Source organism: Streptomyces sp. NPDC001393, assembly GCF_053597455.1.
The window spans coordinates 73,768-90,238 of record NZ_JBSFIH010000025.1 but is presented as its reverse complement, the minus strand read 5'-3'; the positions used below and the strand labels follow the sequence as shown (position 1 = coordinate 90,238).

Annotated in this window: 18 protein-coding genes, 1 pseudogene and 1 riboswitch; of the genes and pseudogenes, 7 read left to right on the top strand and 12 right to left on the bottom strand. The window is 73.3% G+C overall.

Features of this window, described 5'->3' with window-relative positions; all coding sequences use genetic code 11:
* Positions 1-22: 22 nt before the first annotated feature.
* Together ACWC2T_RS25475 and ACWC2T_RS25470 are read left to right on the top strand one after the other, a co-directional pair.
* Complete coding sequence (locus tag ACWC2T_RS25475) at positions 23-1,807, top strand: glycoside hydrolase family 15 protein (RefSeq protein ID WP_450672667.1); 1,785 nt, start codon at positions 23-25, stop codon at positions 1,805-1,807.
* Positions 1,808-1,812: 5 nt separating this feature from the next.
* Entirely contained in the window at positions 1,813-2,568 is a 756-nt protein-coding gene (locus tag ACWC2T_RS25470; protein ID WP_450672666.1) for an SDR family oxidoreductase, read from the top strand.
* Between the two features lie 13 nt (positions 2,569-2,581).
* On the opposite strand, the gene amaP is transcribed toward ACWC2T_RS25470, so the two are convergent.
* Genes amaP through ACWC2T_RS25445 form a run of 5 tightly spaced genes read right to left on the bottom strand, consistent with a single transcriptional unit; the run spans position 2,582 to position 4,857 of the window.
* Positions 2,582-3,163: an alkaline shock response membrane anchor protein AmaP gene (amaP, locus tag ACWC2T_RS25465; RefSeq protein ID WP_450672665.1), complete on the bottom strand. Its 582-nt coding sequence runs from the start codon at positions 3,161-3,163 to the stop codon at positions 2,582-2,584.
* Positions 3,164-3,168: 5 nt separating this feature from the next.
* Complete coding sequence (locus ACWC2T_RS25460; RefSeq protein WP_450672664.1) at positions 3,169-3,783, bottom strand: DUF6286 domain-containing protein; 615 nt, start codon at positions 3,781-3,783, stop codon at positions 3,169-3,171.
* On the bottom strand, positions 3,783-4,139 hold the full coding sequence (locus ACWC2T_RS25455) for a hypothetical protein (RefSeq protein ID WP_450672663.1): 357 nt from the start codon (positions 4,137-4,139) through the stop codon (positions 3,783-3,785). Before ACWC2T_RS25455 ends, ACWC2T_RS25460 begins: the two co-directional genes overlap by 1 nt.
* 6 nt (positions 4,140-4,145) lie before the next feature.
* A complete protein-coding gene (locus tag ACWC2T_RS25450; protein WP_450672662.1) occupies positions 4,146-4,340 on the bottom strand; it encodes a hypothetical protein in 195 nt (64 codons plus the stop codon).
* 46 nt (positions 4,341-4,386) lie between these two features.
* Entirely contained in the window at positions 4,387-4,857 is a 471-nt protein-coding gene (locus ACWC2T_RS25445) for an Asp23/Gls24 family envelope stress response protein (protein ID WP_450672661.1), read from the bottom strand.
* Positions 4,858-4,954: 97 nt separating this feature from the next.
* Between ACWC2T_RS25445 and ACWC2T_RS25440 the strand changes: the two genes are divergently transcribed.
* Positions 4,955-5,677, top strand: coding sequence for a nucleopolyhedrovirus P10 family protein (locus tag ACWC2T_RS25440; protein WP_450672660.1), 723 nt, complete (start codon positions 4,955-4,957; stop codon positions 5,675-5,677).
* Positions 5,678-5,716: 39 nt separating this feature from the next.
* Here the strand turns inward: ACWC2T_RS25440 and ACWC2T_RS25435 are convergent, their stop codons facing one another.
* The 3 genes from ACWC2T_RS25435 to ACWC2T_RS25425 all read right to left on the bottom strand — a co-directional run bounded on the left by ACWC2T_RS25435 (position 5,717) and on the right by ACWC2T_RS25425 (position 8,850).
* Positions 5,717-6,520 (bottom strand): enoyl-CoA hydratase/isomerase family protein, encoded by an 804-nt coding sequence (locus tag ACWC2T_RS25435; RefSeq protein WP_450672659.1) that lies wholly within the window; start codon positions 6,518-6,520, stop codon positions 5,717-5,719.
* A gap of 160 nt (positions 6,521-6,680) precedes the next feature.
* The gene (locus ACWC2T_RS25430; RefSeq protein ID WP_004002281.1) at positions 6,681-6,902 is read right to left on the bottom strand and encodes a helix-turn-helix domain-containing protein; all 222 of its coding nucleotides are present in this window, start codon (positions 6,900-6,902) and stop codon (positions 6,681-6,683) included.
* A 349-nt stretch (positions 6,903-7,251) separates the two neighbouring features.
* The gene (locus tag ACWC2T_RS25425) at positions 7,252-8,850 is read right to left on the bottom strand and encodes an ABC-F family ATP-binding cassette domain-containing protein (RefSeq protein WP_450672658.1); all 1,599 of its coding nucleotides are present in this window, start codon (positions 8,848-8,850) and stop codon (positions 7,252-7,254) included.
* A gap of 302 nt (positions 8,851-9,152) precedes the next feature.
* On the opposite strand from ACWC2T_RS25425, the gene ACWC2T_RS25420 reads away from it, so the two are divergent.
* On the top strand, positions 9,153-9,566 hold the full coding sequence (locus tag ACWC2T_RS25420) for a VOC family protein (RefSeq protein WP_450672657.1): 414 nt from the start codon (positions 9,153-9,155) through the stop codon (positions 9,564-9,566).
* A gap of 16 nt (positions 9,567-9,582) precedes the next feature.
* Here the strand turns inward: ACWC2T_RS25420 and ACWC2T_RS25415 are convergent, their stop codons facing one another.
* The 4 genes and pseudogenes from ACWC2T_RS25415 to ACWC2T_RS25400 all read right to left on the bottom strand — a co-directional run bounded on the left by ACWC2T_RS25415 (position 9,583) and on the right by ACWC2T_RS25400 (position 13,492).
* Positions 9,583-10,758: a hypothetical protein gene (locus ACWC2T_RS25415; RefSeq protein WP_450672697.1), complete on the bottom strand. Its 1,176-nt coding sequence runs from the start codon at positions 10,756-10,758 to the stop codon at positions 9,583-9,585.
* A 15-nt stretch (positions 10,759-10,773) separates the two neighbouring features.
* Positions 10,774-11,304 (bottom strand): annotated as a pseudogene (locus tag ACWC2T_RS25410) (hypothetical protein); the annotation flags it as partial.
* Positions 11,305-11,633: 329 nt separating this feature from the next.
* Entirely contained in the window at positions 11,634-12,761 is a 1,128-nt protein-coding gene (locus ACWC2T_RS25405; RefSeq protein ID WP_450672656.1) for an alpha/beta hydrolase, read from the bottom strand.
* Between the two features lie 68 nt (positions 12,762-12,829).
* Positions 12,830-13,492 carry a class II aldolase/adducin family protein gene (locus tag ACWC2T_RS25400; protein WP_450672655.1) on the bottom strand — a complete coding sequence of 221 codons (663 nt, stop codon included), beginning with the start codon at positions 13,490-13,492 and terminating at the stop codon, positions 12,830-12,832.
* A gap of 190 nt (positions 13,493-13,682) precedes the next feature.
* Here ACWC2T_RS25400 and ACWC2T_RS25395 point away from each other — a divergent pair, with 190 nt between their 5' ends.
* The 3 genes from ACWC2T_RS25395 (at position 13,683) to ACWC2T_RS25385 (ending at position 16,120) form a co-directional block, all read left to right on the top strand.
* Positions 13,683-14,438 carry a lysozyme gene (locus ACWC2T_RS25395; RefSeq protein WP_450672654.1) on the top strand — a complete coding sequence of 252 codons (756 nt, stop codon included), beginning with the start codon at positions 13,683-13,685 and terminating at the stop codon, positions 14,436-14,438.
* A gap of 164 nt (positions 14,439-14,602) precedes the next feature.
* The gene (locus ACWC2T_RS25390; protein ID WP_450672653.1) at positions 14,603-15,859 is read left to right on the top strand and encodes an anion permease; all 1,257 of its coding nucleotides are present in this window, start codon (positions 14,603-14,605) and stop codon (positions 15,857-15,859) included.
* A gap of 33 nt (positions 15,860-15,892) precedes the next feature.
* The gene (locus ACWC2T_RS25385) at positions 15,893-16,120 is read left to right on the top strand and encodes a hypothetical protein (protein ID WP_450672652.1); all 228 of its coding nucleotides are present in this window, start codon (positions 15,893-15,895) and stop codon (positions 16,118-16,120) included.
* A 142-nt stretch (positions 16,121-16,262) separates the two neighbouring features.
* Positions 16,263-16,404: riboswitch (cobalamin riboswitch) on the top strand.
* Positions 16,405-16,471 lie beyond the last annotated feature (67 nt).

Genomic DNA, 16,471 nt, shown 5'->3' with positions numbered 1-16,471 from the left:
GTCCGCCGGGAAGCCGGGTCCCGTGAACGCGCGCATCGAGGACTACGCACTCATCGGTGACGAGCAGACCGCCGCGCTGGTCGGCAAGAACGGCTCGATCGACTGGCTGTGCCTGCCCCGCTTCGACTCCGGCGCCTGCTTCGCCCGGCTGCTGGGCGACGACAGCCACGGCTACTGGCGGATCGCCCCCACGGGAGCGGACACCTGCACGCGCCGCGCCTACCGGCCCGACACCCTCGTCCTCGACACCGAGTGGGAGACCGACCAGGGCACGGTCCGGGTCACCGACCTGATGCCGCAGCGCGACCGGGCGCCCGACGTCGTACGCATCGTCGAGGGCGTCAGCGGCCGGGTCACCGTCCGCAGCACCCTGCGGCTGCGCTTCGACTACGGCTCGATCATGCCGTGGGTGCGCCGCGCGGACGGGCACCGGGTGGCCGTCGCGGGCCCGGACTCGGTCTGGCTGCGCTCCGAGCCCGCCGTGCACACCTGGGGCGAGGACTTCGGCACCCACTCGGAGTTCACCGTCGCCGGGGGCGAGCGGGTCGCGTTCGTGCTCACCTGGCACCCCTCGCACGAACGCCGCCCGCCGCTCAAGGACCCCTTCGAGGGCCTGGAGTGCAGCGTCGAGGACTGGCAGAGCTGGGCTCGGCAGTGCCTTTACCGGGGGCCCTACCGGGACCTGGTCGTCCGTTCCCTGCTCACCCTCAAGGCCCTCACCTACAGGCCGACGGGCGGGATCGTGGCCGCGGCGACCACCTCGCTGCCGGAGCAGCCGGGCGGGGTGCGCAACTGGGACTACCGGTACTGCTGGCTGCGCGACTCCACCCTCACCCTCGGCGCGCTGCTCAACGTCGGCTACCACGACGAGGCCTCGGCCTGGCGCGACTGGCTGCTGCGCGCGGTCGCGGGCGACCCGGCCGACCTGCAGATCATGTACGGCGTCGCGGGCGAGCGGCGGCTGCCGGAGATGGAGCTGGACTGGCTGCCCGGCTTCGCCGACTCCGCCCCCGTACGCATCGGCAACGGCGCGGTCGAGCAGCTCCAGCTCGACGTGTACGGCGAGGTGATGGACACGCTCGCCCTGGCCCGCAGCTCGGGCCTGCCCCCGCGACCGCACATGTGGGCGATGCAGCGCGCCCTGATGGGCTTCCTGAAGTCGGCCTGGCGGCAGCCGGACGAGGGCCTGTGGGAGGTGCGCGGCGGCCGGCAGCAGTTCGTGCACTCCAAGGTGATGGTGTGGGTGGCCGCCGACCGGGCCGTCAAGACGCTGGAGGAGTACCCGGACCTCAGGGGCGACCTGGAGGGCTGGCGCAGCCTCCGCGACGAGGTCCATCGGGAGGTGTGCCAGAAGGGCTACGACCCCGAGCGCAACACCTTCACCCAGTACTACGGCTCCCGCGAGCTCGACGCGGCGCTGCTGCTCATCCCGCGCGTCGGCTTCCTGCCGCCCGACGACCCGCGGGTGGTCGGCACGGTCGACGCGATCCGCGACGGCCTCGGCCACGGCGGCTTCCTGCGCCGGTACGACACCGAGGACTCGGTGGTCGACGGGCTGCCGAGCGGCGAGGGCTCCTTCCTCGCCTGCTCGTTCTGGCTGGCCGACGCCCTGTGTCTGACCGGCCGGAAGGACGAGGCGCGGGAGCTGTTCGACCGGCTGGTGGGCCTGGTCAACGACGTCGGGCTGCTGGCCGAGGAGTACGACCCCGTCGACGGCCGTCAGCTGGGCAACTTCCCGCAGGCCTTCAGCCACATCGCGCTGGTGAACACCGCCCTCACCCTGTTCGGGGACGACGGGGCAGGATAGGGGCCATGGATCTTGGACTGAAGGACCGGGTGTACGTCGTCACCGGGGCGACCCGCGGGCTGGGCAACGCCGCCGCGCGGGAACTCGTCGCCGACGGGGCGAAGGTCGTGATCAGCGGCCGGGACGGGAAGCGGGTGGCCGACGCCGCCGCCGAACTGGGCCCGAACGCGGTGGGCGTCAGCGTGGACAACGCCGACCCCGAGGCACCGGAGCGGCTGATCGGGGCCGCCCGTGACGCCTTCGGCGCGTTCCACGGCGTGCTGGTGAGCGTGGGCGGGCCGGCGCCGGGGTTCGTCGCGGACAACACCGACGAGCAGTGGCGGGGCGCGTTCGAGTCGGTGTTCCTCGGTGCGGTGCGGCTCGCGCGGGCGGCGGCCGCCGAGCTGGAGGACGGCGGCGTCATCGGGTTCGTGCTGTCCGGGTCGGTGCACGAGCCGATTCCGGGGCTGACCATCTCCAACGGGCTGCGGCCCGGCCTGGCCGGGTTCGCCAAGTCGCTCGCGGACGAGCTGGGGCCGCGCGGGATCCGGGTGCTGGGGCTGCTGCCGGCGCGCATCGACACCGATCGCGTGCGCGAGCTGGACGCGCTGTCCGCCGACCCGGAGGCCACCCGGGCCGCGAACGAGTCCCGGATTCCGCTCAGGAGGTACGGGAAGCCGGAGGAGTTCGGCCGGGTCGCGGCGTTCCTGCTGTCTCCGGCGGCCTCCTATCTGAGTGGGATCATGGTGCCTGTGGACGGGGGGATGCGGCACGGGTTCTGAGGTGTGCGGGTCGTCAAGTGACCCGTTCCGCACGGTGCTTGACCGCCCGCAGCCGTACCTCCGCCGGCAGCGAGGGCAGGCGGGCCGACCGGCGGGCGTGGGTAAGGGCCCCGGCCGTGAACTCGTTCAGGGCCGTTGCCGGGTCCACGTGCGGTTCCAGTCGCAGCCACACCCGCGCCCCCGGCGCCGTACGGCGGCCCCGCAGGAGGATCTCCGCGTGCGCCACGCCCTCCTGCCGCACGGCGTCCTGGGCCAGGGCCGACTCCAGGGCCCTGGCGCGCAGGAGGGCTGACTCGTCGTCGCCGGTGTCGATCAGGATCTCGGTCAGCCGGCGGCGGCGCAGGACCGCCGTGAGCCACCACAGGCTGAGCAGGACGACGAGGGCCAGGAACGCGATGACCGCCGGCCACCACCAGCCGGTGGCCCGCCAGTGGGTGCGCTCGGCCTTGGTGAGCAGGACGTCGTGCGGGCCGGTGTGGATCCACCAGGAGGGCGACGGCGCCCCCAGGCCGACGGCCAGCACCGCGCCGCCGAGCGCGAGCAGGAGCAGGCCGACGAGGGCCAGCAGGACCCGGTTGAGGCCGCCGCCGCGCATCGTCCTCACCCCTTCCGCCCGGGCCGGGACACGTGCAGCGACAGCTCGGGCGGCCGGGTCAGGCCGAGGCCCCGGATCGCGTCCGAGAGCACGGCGTCCAGGTCGGCGCGTACCTCGTCCAGGTCACGGAAGTGCGCGACGGCACGCACGTCGGCCTTCCTGCGGCGCATCCGCACCCGGACCGACCGGACCCCGGACACGTCCATGGCCCGGTCGCGGAGCAGGAGCGCCGCCGCGTCGCGCCCGAGTGCGGCGCGCACATCGGGGTGCGGGCGCCGCATGGGCAGCAGTCCGCGCAGGCCGGGGGTGACCGCGAGGGCGATCAGCCACAGGCCCAGTACGACGGCGACGGCGGCGCCGGTCAGCACCCAGGGGTCGTCCAGGGGCCGCTCGGCCAGTTGCCCGGCGAGGGCACGGCGCCAGTGCATCGCGGGGTGGTGGGCGCGCACGGCGGCGATGTCGTAGAGCAGCAGGCCGGCGCCGGCCAGCAGCAGGAGCGCGACGACGGCGGCCGGGACGCGGCGCGGCGACCAGAAGCGGCCGCTGCCCCCGGCGGGGGCGGGCGGGGCGGTGCCGGGGTCCTTCTCGAGGGTCGGGGTGGCCGGCTGTGACTCGCTCATCACGCCCTCCCGTGCGGTTCCGGGTGCAGCCGTTCGACGTGGACGGCGACCTCGGGCACCGCCATGTCCACCAACGCGCCTACCCGCTCGGCGACATGGCGACGCACGGCGGCGCACTGGGCGCCGATGTCGCCGGGGTAGCCGAGTTCGAGATGGACGCTCGCGCGGACCGTCTCCTGGTGCACGACGACCGTGGCGTGCGGGGCAGCCGCGTCCGCGGGCGGCGGCGGCAGCGCCTCACGGGCGGCCTGTGCGGCGATCTTCGCCACGACCCGGTCGGCGATCCGGGTGGCGCCGCGCTCGCCCGGTGGCACGAGGCCCGACGGCGGGCGCCCCACGCCGGTCTCGGCACTCACCTCCGGTCACCGCCGCCGGTCGCGCCGGTGGTCGCGGATGCGGAAGAAGTCGCCCGGTTCCAGGTCGCCCTCCGCGAACCGGCCGACGACGAAGCCGATCGCGCCCAGGGCCGCCACCAGGAGAAAGGCACCGAAGCCGCCGAAGTACCCGGCGAAGCCCAACGCCATCCCGGCGATCATGCCGACCACGGCCATGCTCATGGAACGCTCCTCAGCTCGTCGGGCGTGCAGGGTCCGGCACCGGTTCTCACTGGATCCGGGGCTCCGGTTCCTCTTCCTCTTCCTCGGGCAGCTTGACGTCGCTCACCGCGATGTTGACCTCGACCACCTCGAGTCCGGTCATGCGTTCCACGGCGGCGATCACGTTCTCCCGCACGGCGCCGGCGACATCGGTGATCGAGACGCCGTAGTCCACGACGATCTCCAGGTCGAGCGCCGTCTGCACCTCGCCGACCTCGGCCTTCACGCCCCGGGTGACCGACTTGGAGCCGCCGGGCACCCGGTCGCGCACGGCGCCGAAGGTGCGGGCCAGGCCGCTGCCCAGGGCGTGCACGCCGACCACGTCGCGGGTCGCGAGACCGGCGATCTTCTCCACGACGCCGTCGGCGATGGTCGTCCGTCCACGGGTGGCCGGATCGCCGCCGCCACGCCGGGTCGCCTTGCGGGTCGTGACCTGTGGCTCCTGGTCGCCCTCGGGGGGCGTCGTCATCTCGGTCATCGCCGTAGGTCCCTTTCGGTCGTCCCCTTCGATCGTCCTGAGCCCACCGTAAGCAAGGTTCCCCGTCCGCGCGCCGGTGATACGGCAGGCTGGAGGAATGACGGCGGACCGGTGGACAGAGATGGTGCGGCGCCAGGTCGGACTGGGCAGGCTGCTGCCGCTCGGCGGGCCGGGCGACGGCGCCTGGATCGCGGAGGGCGCGGCGGCGGCGGTACTGGAACGCGCGGCGGCCGACGGGATGCCCGGCGTGCGGATCGGCGCGCTGCGGCTCGGGCTCGCCGGACCGGAAGAGGCGCCCGAGCCCGTCGTACCGGCTCCGCCGAGTGCGCTGCCGCCGGGCCCGCTGCGGCTGACGGCGGACTTCGCCGCGACGGCCGCCGAGCCGCTGCCGACGGTGGCGTCCGGGCTGCGCCTGACGCTGGCGACGGCCGCGACGGAGCGCCTCGGGCTCGCCGTGACGGAGGTGGACCTGCGGGTCACCGAGCTGCTGGACGCGGCGGAACCGGCCGCGCGGGTGCGTGCTCCGCAGCCGGTGCCCGCGCGGGAGCCCACCGACCCGGACGAGGCCCGGGTGACCGGTGCCGCGTTGTCCGTCCCCGGGGTCACCGGGCTGACGGGTTCCCTCGGCGGTCTCGGCCGGGCGGTGCACCTGGAGCAGCGCCCGGCCGGTACGGCGCTGCCGCACCGGCATGTGCGCGTGGAGCTGACGACCAGCGCGGACCGCCGGGCCGTCGAGGTGGCCCGGCAGGTGCGTGCGGCCGTGCGGGATGCGCTGGAGGACCGGCCGACGGTGGCGGTGTTGATCACGGCGGTCGGCTGACGCGCCCCTGTGGGGCCCGGGTACCGCCGTGCCTCCCGACTACTCGCCGAGACCGGCCAGATCCCGAAGGCGGCGCGCCTGGGCAGCCCGCTCCGCCGCACGCTGCTCGTCGTACGTACGGTCCACCGCGCCCCGCAGCAACGCCTTGGTCTCGACCACGGCGTCCCGCGGAGCGGCCAGCAGCGCGGCCGCCAAGTCCCCTGCGGCCGCATCGAGTTCAGCGGCCGGCACGGCGACGTTGGCCAGCCCGGACGCCACGGACTCCGCCGCGCCGACGAACCGTCCGGTCGCGCAGATCTCGAGCGCGCGGGCGTACCCGACGAGACCGACCAGCGGGTGCGTGCCGGTCAGGTCGGGAACGAGGCCGAGGCTGGTCTCGCGCATGGCGAACTGAACGTCGTCCGCGACGACCCGCAGATCGCACGCGAGCGCGAGCTGGAAGCCGGCCCCGATGGCGTGCCCCTGCACGGCGGCGATGGACACGATGTCGTTCCGCCTCCACCAGGTGAACGCCTCCTGGAACTCGGCGATGCTCGCGTCGAGCCCGGCGTCGTCACGGCGCGCGAGGTCGATGAAGGTCGGCTCGCCCGGGATCCCCTCCGGGGTGAACATCTGCCGGTCCAGCCCGGCGGAGAAGGACTTGCCCTCGCCGCGCAGCACGACAACACGGACGGAGCCCGGCAGCATCCGCCCGGCCTCGGTGAGCGCCCGCCACAGGGCGGGGCTCTGCGCGTTGCGCTTGTCCGGGTTGGTCAGCGTCACCGTGGCGAGCGCGTCGTCGACGGTGAGCCGTACGCCGTCCTTGTCGAGTACAGGAGCGAGGTCCTGGTCGGGCGAAGCCATGGGGCGCCTCCGATGGGTGCGGTCATCACGCAGTGCCGTTACGGCATGCTAAGTGACTGCACAGTAACCACCCGGCCGATCCGGCGGTCCCCCGGGCCCCTCAAGGCCCAGGGGGAGGTCGGCCGGGTGGCCACCGCCGAAGACGATGGGCCGCCCGGAGTCAGGACGATGCGGCCTTCTTGCCCCGGGTCGCTCCGCCACGCCCGCGCAGCGTGACGCCCGACTCACTGAGCATCCGGTGTACGAAGCCATACGAGCGGCCGGTCTCCTCGGCCAGCGCCCGGATGCTCGCACCGGAGTCGTACTTCTTCTTCAGGTCTGCCGCGAGCTTGTCGCGCGCGGCGCCGGTCACCCGGCTGCCCTTCTTCAGAGTCTCGGCCACCCGTGCCTCCTCATGGGAAGTGCGCTCTGGTCTCCTCATGATCACCCCTCCCGGCCCTGATGGCCACCCATTCGGCAAGGTCCGTGGGACATCGTTGTGACGACAGGAGTGGATCCCCACAAGCGGAATCAAGGATTCCGAGGGGTGGTGTCGGCGGGGCCGAACGGGTGGATTCGCGAAGTGCCAGGTCAGAGACGCGAAACGGCCGACCCCTTGGCGCGCAAGGGATCGGCCGGAAAATGCGTGTACGACACACCCCGATACGAGGAGATCTCACACAGATGATGGATCACGGATGAGCCGAATGATCCATCCGCAGTGGATCAGTACGCAGTGGATCAGGCTTCGGTCAGGCCAGGGCGACGAGATCCGCGTAGTCGGAGCCCCACAGGTCCTCGACGCCGTCCGGGAGGAGGATGATCCGCTCCGGCTGGAGCGCCTCGACGGCGCCCTCGTCGTGGGTGACGAGGACGACCGCGCCCTTGTAGGTGCGCAGGGCGCCGAGGATCTCCTCGCGGCTGGCGGGGTCGAGGTTGTTCGTCGGCTCGTCGAGCAGGAGCACGTTCGCCGAGGAGACGACCAGCGTCGCCAGGGCGAGACGGGTCTTCTCGCCGCCGGAGAGGACACCGGCCGGCTTGTCGACGTCGTCGCCGGAGAACAGGAACGAGCCGAGCACCTTGCGGACCTCGACCAGGTCCATGTCGGGGGCGGCCGAGCGCATGTTCTCCAGGACCGTGCGGTCGGGGTCCAGGGTCTCGTGCTCCTGGGCGTAGTAGCCGAGCTTGAGGCCGTGGCCGGGGACGACCCGCCCGGTGTCGGGCTGCTCCACGCCGCCGAGCAGGCGCAGCAGGGTGGTCTTGCCCGCGCCGTTGAGGCCGAGGATGACGACCCGGGAGCCCTTGTCGATGGCGAGGTCGACGTCGGTGAAGATCTCCAGTGAGCCGTACGACTTCGACAGACCCTCGGCCATCAGCGGGGTCTTGCCGCAGGGCGAGGGCTCCGGGAAGCGCAGCTTGGCGACCTTGTCGGACATCCGGACCTCTTCGAGGCCGGAGAGCAGCTTCTCGGCGCGGCGGGCCATGTTCTGCGCGGCGACCGTCTTGGTGGCCTTGGCGCGCATCTTGTCGGCCTGGGCGTTGAGGGCGGCGGCCTTCTTCTCGGCGTTGGCCCGCTCCCGCTTGCGGCGCTTCTCGTCCGCCTCGCGCTGCTGCTGGTAGAGCTTCCAGCCCATGTTGTAGATGTCGATCGCGGACCGGTTGGCGTCCAGGTAGAACACCTTGTTCACCACGGTGTCGACCAGATCGACGTCGTGGCTGATGACGATGAACCCGCCGCGGTAGGTCTTCAGGTAGTCCCGCAGCCAGATGATCGAGTCCGCGTCGAGGTGGTTGGTCGGCTCGTCGAGGAGCAGGGTGTCGGCGTCCGAGAACAGGATCCGGGCCAGCTCGATACGGCGGCGCTGACCGCCGGAGAGGGTGTGCAGCGGCTGGCCGAGGACGCGGTCGGGCAGGTTCAGCGCGGCGGCGATGGTGGCGGCCTCGGCCTCGGCGGCATACCCGCCCTTGGTGAGGAACTCCGTCTCCTGGCGCTCGTACTGCTTGAGGGCCTTCTCGCGGGTGGCGCCCTTGCCGTTGGCGATGCGCTCCTCGTTCTCGCGCATCTTGCGGATCAGTACGTCGAGGCCGCGCGCGGAGAGGATGCGGTCGCGGGCGAGGACGTCCAGGTCGCCGGTGCGGGGGTCCTGCGGGAGGTAGCCGACCTCGCCGGAGCGGGTGATCTGGCCCGCGGCCGGGATGCCCTCGCCGGCCAGGCACTTCGTGAGGGTGGTCTTTCCGGCGCCGTTGCGGCCGACGAGGCCGATGCGGTCGCCCTTGGCGACACGGAAGGTGGCGTTCTCGATGAGGACGCGCGCACCGGCGCGCAGCTCGATACCGGAGGCGGAGATCACGGACAGACTCCAGGGCGTACAGGGATTGACGGGTGGGCGGCTGAGGACGTTCCCGCCGTCTAATGCGCGAGGAGAATGGCCATGGGGAGAAGTCTAACGGGGGTGTGCAAGCGGTTTTCTCCGTCCGTGCGTTCGGTCCGTACCGCGGAGATCGTTGCGGAAGATCGTTGCGGGCGAGCGTCGCGGACCTGGACGCACGTTCGTCATGAAGCTGTGCCGACACGTTGCGCCGAGGCGTTGTCGGTGGCGGCTGCGAGACTGAACGGGACGCCGGAGAACCGACGCACGAAGGAGTGATCGGCATGGCAGGCACGGGCGGCGCACGGCCGAGTCTCTACCCCACGCTGCTGTACACGGACGCGAAGGCGGCGATCAGGCAGCTCACGGAGGCCCTCGGCTTCACCGAGCTGTCGCTGTACGAGACGGAGGACGGCAAGGTGATGCACGCCGAGCTGGTCCAGGGCAACGGCGCGGTGATGATCGGCTCCAAGGGGCGGGGCGGCCTGTTCGACACCGCGATGAAGGACGCCGGACCCGCTGGGGTGTACGTCGTGGTGGACGACGTGGACGCCCACCACCAGCGGGCCCTGGAGCACGGCGTGGAGATCCTGATGCCCCCGACGGACCAGGACTACGGCTCGCGGGACTACATGGCCCGCGACACCGAGGGCAACATCTGGAGCTTCGGGACCTACGCCCCCGAGATCGGCGCCTGAGCGGCCCCCGCGCCGCTCATCCTCCGGTGTGCACCTGGAAGGCGGCCCGGCGCACCGCCTTGGCCAGGGCCGGGTCGGGATGCGCCGCCGCGAGCGCGACCAGGACCTGCACGGTGCGCGGGTGCCCGACGGCGCGGACCTCGTCGAGCAGCTGGGGGACGGTGGGCTGCACCGCGGACTCCAGATGCCGGACCAGCATCGGCGACTCGCCGTGGTCGGCGACGGCGGCGGCGGTGTCCACCCACAGCCAGGTCGCCTCCTGCCGGGTGAGGACCTCGTGGGCGTCCTCCGGGTCGACCCCGTCGTGCTCGGCGAGCCACAGCAGGGCGTAGGGCCGCAGGGCCGGCTCGTCCACGACGGCGCGTACGTCGGGCTCCGCCGGGGCGCCAACGACGCGCAGCGCCTCGAAGGCCAGGCCGCGCAGCAGGGCGTCCTCGCCGCGCGCGGCATGGATCAGCTCGGTGACGGCGTCGCCGACCGTGCGGGCGGCGAGCCAGGCGCGGTATTCGGCGCGGGCGGCGTTGGGGCGGAGCTGGGCGCAGCCGCGGAGCATGTCCTCGGCGGACTGCTCGATGTTGCCGGCCGGGCTCTGCGCGGCCACGCAGATCTGCTCCAGCTTGACCCACACCGCCCAGCTGCCCAGGGGGGTGAGGGTGGCCTGGCCGGCGCCGTAGGTCAGCGCGCCGACCGAGGCGAGGGCCCGCAGTGCCCAGTCGAGGAGGGGCGCGAGCGGGGTGTCGCCGGTGGGCGCGGGGTCTCCCGGGACGGCCACGAGTTCCGCCGGGCCCGGGGAGCCGCCCGCCGGGCGCCCGTGTCCCGGCTCGGCCGGCGGCCGCGCCCCCGCCAGGCCCTGCCGCACGGCCCCGGGCTCGGACGGCTGCCGTGCAGCCGGCACGGTCGGCAGAGCGGTGCTGGTCTCGACGTGCGCCACGGCCCCGGGCTCGGTGAGCCGTGCGGTGCCGGGCTCGGGAAGCCGTACGGTGCCGGGCTCGGGAAGCCGTACGGTGCCGGGCTCGGGAAGCCGTACGGTGCCGGGCTCGGCGGGCCGTGCGGACTCGGGCCCGGCAGGCCGCACGGACGCAGACTCGGCGGGCCGTGCTGACCCGGGCTCGACGGGCCGTGCCTCGGGCTCGGCAAGCCGCACGGAGCCAGGCCCGGCGGGCCGGGCGGACCCCGGCTCGGTAACCCGCACGGAGCCAGGCTCGGCAGGCCGTGCGGACCCCGGCTCGGCGGGCCGGGACGGGACGGGCTCGTAGGGGATCTCGCAGCGTTCGGTGCGTAGTTCGGTGACGCGCTGCTGGAGCAGGTCGAGGAGCTGCTCGACCGGGACGGGCCCGGCGGAGAGCTGGAGGAAGGAGAGCACCTGGGGCATGGCCGAGACGACCTCGGCGACGGCGGCCGGCTCGTGCTCCTCGGGTTCCGGGGAGGCGAGCGACCAGGCGTCGAAGAGGGCGACCCAGCCGCGCAGTACGGCGCTGTCGTCGCGGTCCCAGGCACGCAGCCGCCAGCCGGGGCGTGCGCTGTCGCCGTGCACCTCGACGAGTCCGGCGAGGCGTGCGGTGTCCCAGTCGGTGCGGACCTGAGCGACGCTCAGGCCGAGATCGGCGGCGGCGCGTCGGGCTGTGGCGTCGGAGAGGGTGGCCTTGCCGTCGGCGGTGGCGCCGTCGCTGCCGGGGCCGAGTGCGGCGTCGGCCCAGCGAGCCACACGGACCGGACCGGCCAGCCCGGTGCGGGCCATTCCGGCCAGTTCCGCGGGGGCGGGGGTGCCCTCCGGCGGCCGGGGTGCGGGGCGGCGCGGGCGCCGCTGGTTCACAGCTCTGGGGGCGGCGGCCAGGGGTCGCGGTCGGACGAGTCGAAGCCTGGAGTCGCGCGGGATACGGGACGTCACGGGTGCAGTCTTCCGGTTGACGGTCCGAAAACCCAAACGGAATGTCACGGGGGGCGACGGGGCTGGCCAAGGCACGGGGTCCGGGGCGGGGCGAGCGTGGTGATCAGGCCAGTCGTACGGCCTTAAACGGAATGTCCGGCACCGGGCCTTCCGGCGCCTGCCCGAGGCCCGGAGCATGCTCACACCAGCGGGGTCAGAAAGCGGCGCAGCCGCTCCTCGTACTCCTTGGGGTCGGCGTTCCACATCGCCGCGTGCGGGGCCTGCGGCACGGTGTGCAGGGCGACGAGATCGGGGCGGCTGCGGGCGAGCCGGCGGGTGAACTCCCATGGGGCAACCGCGTCGTCGGGCCCGTGGAAGATCAGGGTCGGCACGGTGAGCAGACCGGGGTCGGTGAGCTCGGGGACCCGGTCGGCGTGCAGGCCGGTCCGGCCCTGGGCGGCGCGCACCGCGAGCGGCAGCAGCGGCGGCGGGGTGCGGCGGGCCCGGGCGAGGGCGCGCAGCGTGGCCTCCCAGCTGAGCACCGGCGAGTCGAGGACCAGTCCGGCGATGCGCTCGCGCACCGGGGAGTGCTCGGCGGCGCGCAGGGCCATGGTGGCGCCGGTGGACCAGCCGAGCAGGACGACGCGGCGGGCGCCGCGGCGGACGGCGTAGCGGATCGCCGCGTCCAGGTCGCGCCACTCGGTCTCGCCGAGGTGGTTCAGGCCGTCCGGCGGGCGCGGGGCACCGGGGTCGCCCCGGTAGGCGAGGGCGAGCACCGGCACCCGGCGGGCATGCAGGGGGGCCATGAGGTTCATGGCCTGTTCCCGGGTGGCACCGAGGCCGTGCACGGCGATCACCCAGGTCTCCCGGGCGCCGGGCACCAACCAGGCGGGCAGCTCGCCGAGTTCGCCGGGCACGTCGATGTCGGCGTGGTCGAGGCCGAGGGCGGTGCCGGGGTCGCCGATGTGCAGGTTCGGGGTGAGCCACACCGCGTCGCCGGGGGCGAAGGTGCCGTGGGTGACGCGTTCCAGGCGGCGTACGACGGTGTCGGCCTCGTGCCGGGCCGCCGCCAGGACGGGGCCGGCGACCGCGTGGGAACCGTCGCCGACGAGGCCGTAGGTGCCGGGGCGCAGCGAGGCCAGGTCGCGGGTGAGGGTGATCTGGCCGGCGGCGGTGCCGTGCACGGTGAGACGGGGCTCGGTGGGCAGCGGGCGGCCCGCGGGCGCCTTCAGCGCGGCGTCGCTGGCGATCCGGCCGGCGGCGACGGAAGCCATGGCCATGCCGGCGGCTATGGCCGTGGTGAGGGCGGTCGCTTTGACGGTGCGCACGGGTCCAGTGTCGTGGGGGTTGCCATCACCGGCCAGCGGAGCGGCGAGGGGCGAAGGAGGCTCGGGATTTACCTCCGCTGGCCGTACCCCCGCAATCGCTCCCCCGCCTCGGCCAGTTGTGCCTCCGTCAGCAGGGTGGGGGTCAGGCCCGGCACCGAGGACGCCGTCAGCCACAGGCGGCACATCCACTCCAGCTGGGCGGTGCGGTCGTAGGCCTGGTCGAGGCCTGCGCCGTAGGTGATCGTGCCGTGGTTCTGCAGCAGGCAGCCGGAACGGCCGGCCAGGGCGCGGAGCATGTTCCCGGCGAGTTCGTCGGTGCCGTACGTGGCATAGGGGGCAACGCGCACGGGGCCGCCGAGGGCGGCGGCCATGTAGTGGACCAGCGGCAGCTCGGGCACGAGTGTGGAGACCGCGGTCGCGTGCACGGCGTGGGTGTGGACGACCGCGCGGGCGTCGGTGCTGCGGTAGACGGCGAGGTGCATGGGCAGCTCGCTGGTCGGCACCAGCGTGCCGAGCACCTGGCGTCCGGCGAGGTCGACGCCGGTGATGTCGTCCGGGGTGAGCCGGTCGTACGGCACACCGGAGGGGGTGACGAGCACCAGGTCGCCGACGCGCGCCGAGACGTTCCCGGAGGTGCCGACCACCAGCCCGTCGGCTACGGTCCGCCGCGCCGTCGCGACCAGTTCCGCCCAGGTCCGTTCCCGTTCCGCGTCCCGCCGCTGTTCAGCCATGCCGCGATCCTGCCAGCCGCGCCCACAAGGAGAGGGCGGGCGGCCGCTTCCGGCCGCGAGCGCGCACCCCCGAACGGGTGGTTGTCGGCAGGAATCGCCGCACATGAGGCGCCGATTCGTTGATCGCCGGGCCTTCAATGGGCTGCCTGGCCCGCCGGGCGAGATCTCGTCCGCCGACCCGGGGAGACACATGGCCCAGGTACGCACTCATCTCCGTCGCCGCGCCGGTGTTCTCGTGGCGGCCACGGCGGCGCTCGCCCTCGCGGGCACCGCGCCCGCGGCGGCCGGACCTCTGGCGCTGGCCGCGGCCAAGCCCCGGGGACACGACGTCTCCTCGCACCAGAAGCGCGTCGACTGGGCGGCCGCCCGGTCCAGGGGCGCGCGGTTCGTATACGTCAAGGCGACCGAGTCCACGGACTACCGCAACCCCTACTTCTCCCAGCAGTACGACGGTGCGCGCAAGGAGGGCCTGTACCGGGGCGCGTACCACTTCGCACGGCCGGACAGGTCCTCCGGCGCCCGGCAGGCCGCCTACTTCGTGCGGCACGGCGGGGACTGGCGGGCGGACGGCCGGACGCTGCCGCCCGCGCTCGACATCGAGTACAACCCGTACAGCAAGAGGCACAAGTGCTACGGGCTGGGCAGGACGCGGATGGTCCGCTGGATCCGGTCCTTCAGCGACGAGGTCAAGCGGGAGACCGGCCGCCGCCCGGTGATCTACACGACGACCCAGTGGTGGCGGCTGTGCACCGGCAACAGCCGTGCGTTCTCGAAGAGCCACGCCCTGTGGATCGCCCGGCACGGCACCTCGCGGCCGGGGAAGCTGCCGGGCGGGTGGCGGTACTGGACGTTCTGGCAGTTCGGCAGCGGGGGCCGGCTGCCGGGTGACCAGGATCTCTTCAACGGCACCGGGAGCCGGCTGCGGACCTTCGCGCGCGGTCGGTAGCCAAGGGACGCCTGGGACACCGGGGCCGAGCGGAACCGCACTCCCCCTCCACGGAACCGTAATCCCCCTCCGCAGACACCCTGGCGTACGACTCAGTTCATCTTCCGTTCACCCAGGTTGCCTACGGTCGTCCACCCAATGACCTCGAACGATTGCCTGGGTAAATGGAAAGCTTCTCGCTGATCCTCGCGATAGTGGTAGTAACCGCTCTCGCGTTCGATTTCACGAACGGTTTCCACGACACCGCCAACGCGATGGCCACCACCATCTCCACAGGCGCCCTGAAGCCCAGGATCGCGGTGGCCATGTCCGCCGCCCTGAACCTGGTGGGCGCCTTCCTCTCCGTGCAGGTCGCCAACACGATCTCCAAGGGTCTCGTCGACGAGAAGGGCATCCGTCCCGAGGTCATCTTCGCCGCCCTGGTCGGCGCGATCCTCTGGAACCTCGTGACCTGGCTGGTGGGCCTCCCCTCCAGTTCCTCGCACGCCCTGATGGGCGGCCTGATCGGCGCCACCGTCGCCTCCGCCGGCCTCGGCGCCGTGCACGGCGACGTCCTGGTCACCAAGGTGCTGCTCCCGGCGGTCGCCGCGCCGGTCGTGGCGGGCGTCGCGTCGATGCTGGCCACCCGGTTCTCCTACGGCATCGGCGGCAAGGCCGAGGGCGAGGCCACCCGCAAGGGCTACCGCGCCGGGCAGATCGCCTCCGCCGGCCTGGTCTCCCTCGCCCACGGCACCAACGACGCGCAGAAGACGATGGGCGTCATCACTCTCGCGCTGATCGCGGGCGGTGCCATCGCCCCGGGCTCGAACCCTCCCACCTGGGTCATCCTCTCCGCCGGCCTGGCCATCGCGCTCGGCACCTACATCGGCGGCTGGCGGATCATCCGCACCATGGGCAAGGGCCTGACCGACCTGGAGCCGCGCCAGGGCTTCGCCGCCCAGACCAGCGCCGCCACCGCCATCCTGGCCTCCTCCCACCTGGGCTTCTCCCTGTCCACCACGCATGTCGTCTCCGGCTCCGTGATGGGCGCGGGCCTCGGCCGCAAGGGCGGGGTGGTCCGCTGGTCCACCGCGACCCGCATGGCGATCGCGTGGGTGCTCACCCTTCCGGCCGCCGCGCTGGTCGGCGCGGGCGCCGAGTCCGTCACCGGCCTCGGTGACTGGGGCACCGCGGTGGTCGCCGTCCTCCTGGTCGCCGCGAGCGCCGCGATCTGGAAGATCTCCCGCCGCGAGGTCGTCGACCACACCAACGTGGTGGCCGAGACCGGGGAGCCTGCCGGTGTGGTGACCGCCGCCATCGCCGCGGTGACCCCGCCCCCGGCGGGCACCATCACCGAGGACCTGACGGCCACGATCCCCTCCCCGGCCGCCGCCGAGCCCGCGCCCGCCCCCGAGGCCGCCCCGCCGGCCGCCACCGTCTGACCCCGGCCGCACCGGTAACCAAGGAAGCAACCCATGAAGATCGACTGGTCGGCCCTCGGCTCCGTCATCGGCGTCAGCCTCGTGTTCACGGTGGGCCTGGTGGCCCTGTTCACCCTCGGCGTCAACGGTCTGGCGCGGCGCGAGAAGGCCGCGGCCCAGGGCGGCTCCGCCACCCTCGCCGTCACCGGCGCCTACGTCTGCTTCGCGGCCTGCGCGGCGGCGGTGGCGTACGGCATCTTCCTCATCGTCTCCAAGTCCTGACCGAGCACCACGAACCAGGCAGCCCGAAGGCTCCCCTCCGTCCGTGACGGAGGGGAGCCTTTTTCACGCCCACAGGTCACGGGCGCCCCACGATGTGGGGATCGGCACACTCTCCCCTCGCAGGTCAACGGCAAGTTGACGGCCCTTCGGGGCACGTGGTGGACTGCCCAGGCCATGTACGGCGGCAGGAGAGGAAGCCGGTGCGAATCCGGCGCGGTCCCGCCACTGTCACCGGGGAAGAACCCCCGGGAGCCAGGAACTCTCACCGCCGAATCTCGTCGAACCAGGGCGCGGACACCCTGAGTGAGGACATCGATCGCCATGCCCGGCTGCCGAAGGACAAGGACCACC

Coding starts and splice junctions, on each gene's coding strand:
- ACWC2T_RS25450 (WP_450672662.1), bottom strand. CDS start 4,340: ATGAGCATGGCCGTGGTCGGCATGATCGCCGGGATGGCGTTGGGCTTC.
- ACWC2T_RS25390 (WP_450672653.1), top strand. CDS start 14,603: ATGGAAAGCTTCTCGCTGATCCTCGCGATAGTGGTAGTAACCGCTCTC.
- ACWC2T_RS25470 (WP_450672666.1), top strand. CDS start 1,813: ATGGATCTTGGACTGAAGGACCGGGTGTACGTCGTCACCGGGGCGACC.
- ACWC2T_RS25460 (WP_450672664.1), bottom strand. CDS start 3,783: ATGAGCGAGTCACAGCCGGCCACCCCGACCCTCGAGAAGGACCCCGGC.
- ACWC2T_RS25400 (WP_450672655.1), bottom strand. CDS start 13,492: ATGGCTGAACAGCGGCGGGACGCGGAACGGGAACGGACCTGGGCGGAA.
- ACWC2T_RS25395 (WP_450672654.1), top strand. CDS start 13,683: ATGGCCCAGGTACGCACTCATCTCCGTCGCCGCGCCGGTGTTCTCGTG.
- ACWC2T_RS25435 (WP_450672659.1), bottom strand. CDS start 6,520: ATGGCTTCGCCCGACCAGGACCTCGCTCCTGTACTCGACAAGGACGGC.
- ACWC2T_RS25445 (WP_450672661.1), bottom strand. CDS start 4,857: ATGACCGAGATGACGACGCCCCCCGAGGGCGACCAGGAGCCACAGGTC.
- ACWC2T_RS25420 (WP_450672657.1), top strand. CDS start 9,153: ATGGCAGGCACGGGCGGCGCACGGCCGAGTCTCTACCCCACGCTGCTG.
- amaP (WP_450672665.1), bottom strand. CDS start 3,163: ATGCGCGGCGGCGGCCTCAACCGGGTCCTGCTGGCCCTCGTCGGCCTG.
- ACWC2T_RS25440 (WP_450672660.1), top strand. CDS start 4,955: ATGACGGCGGACCGGTGGACAGAGATGGTGCGGCGCCAGGTCGGACTG.
- ACWC2T_RS25385 (WP_450672652.1), top strand. CDS start 15,893: ATGAAGATCGACTGGTCGGCCCTCGGCTCCGTCATCGGCGTCAGCCTC.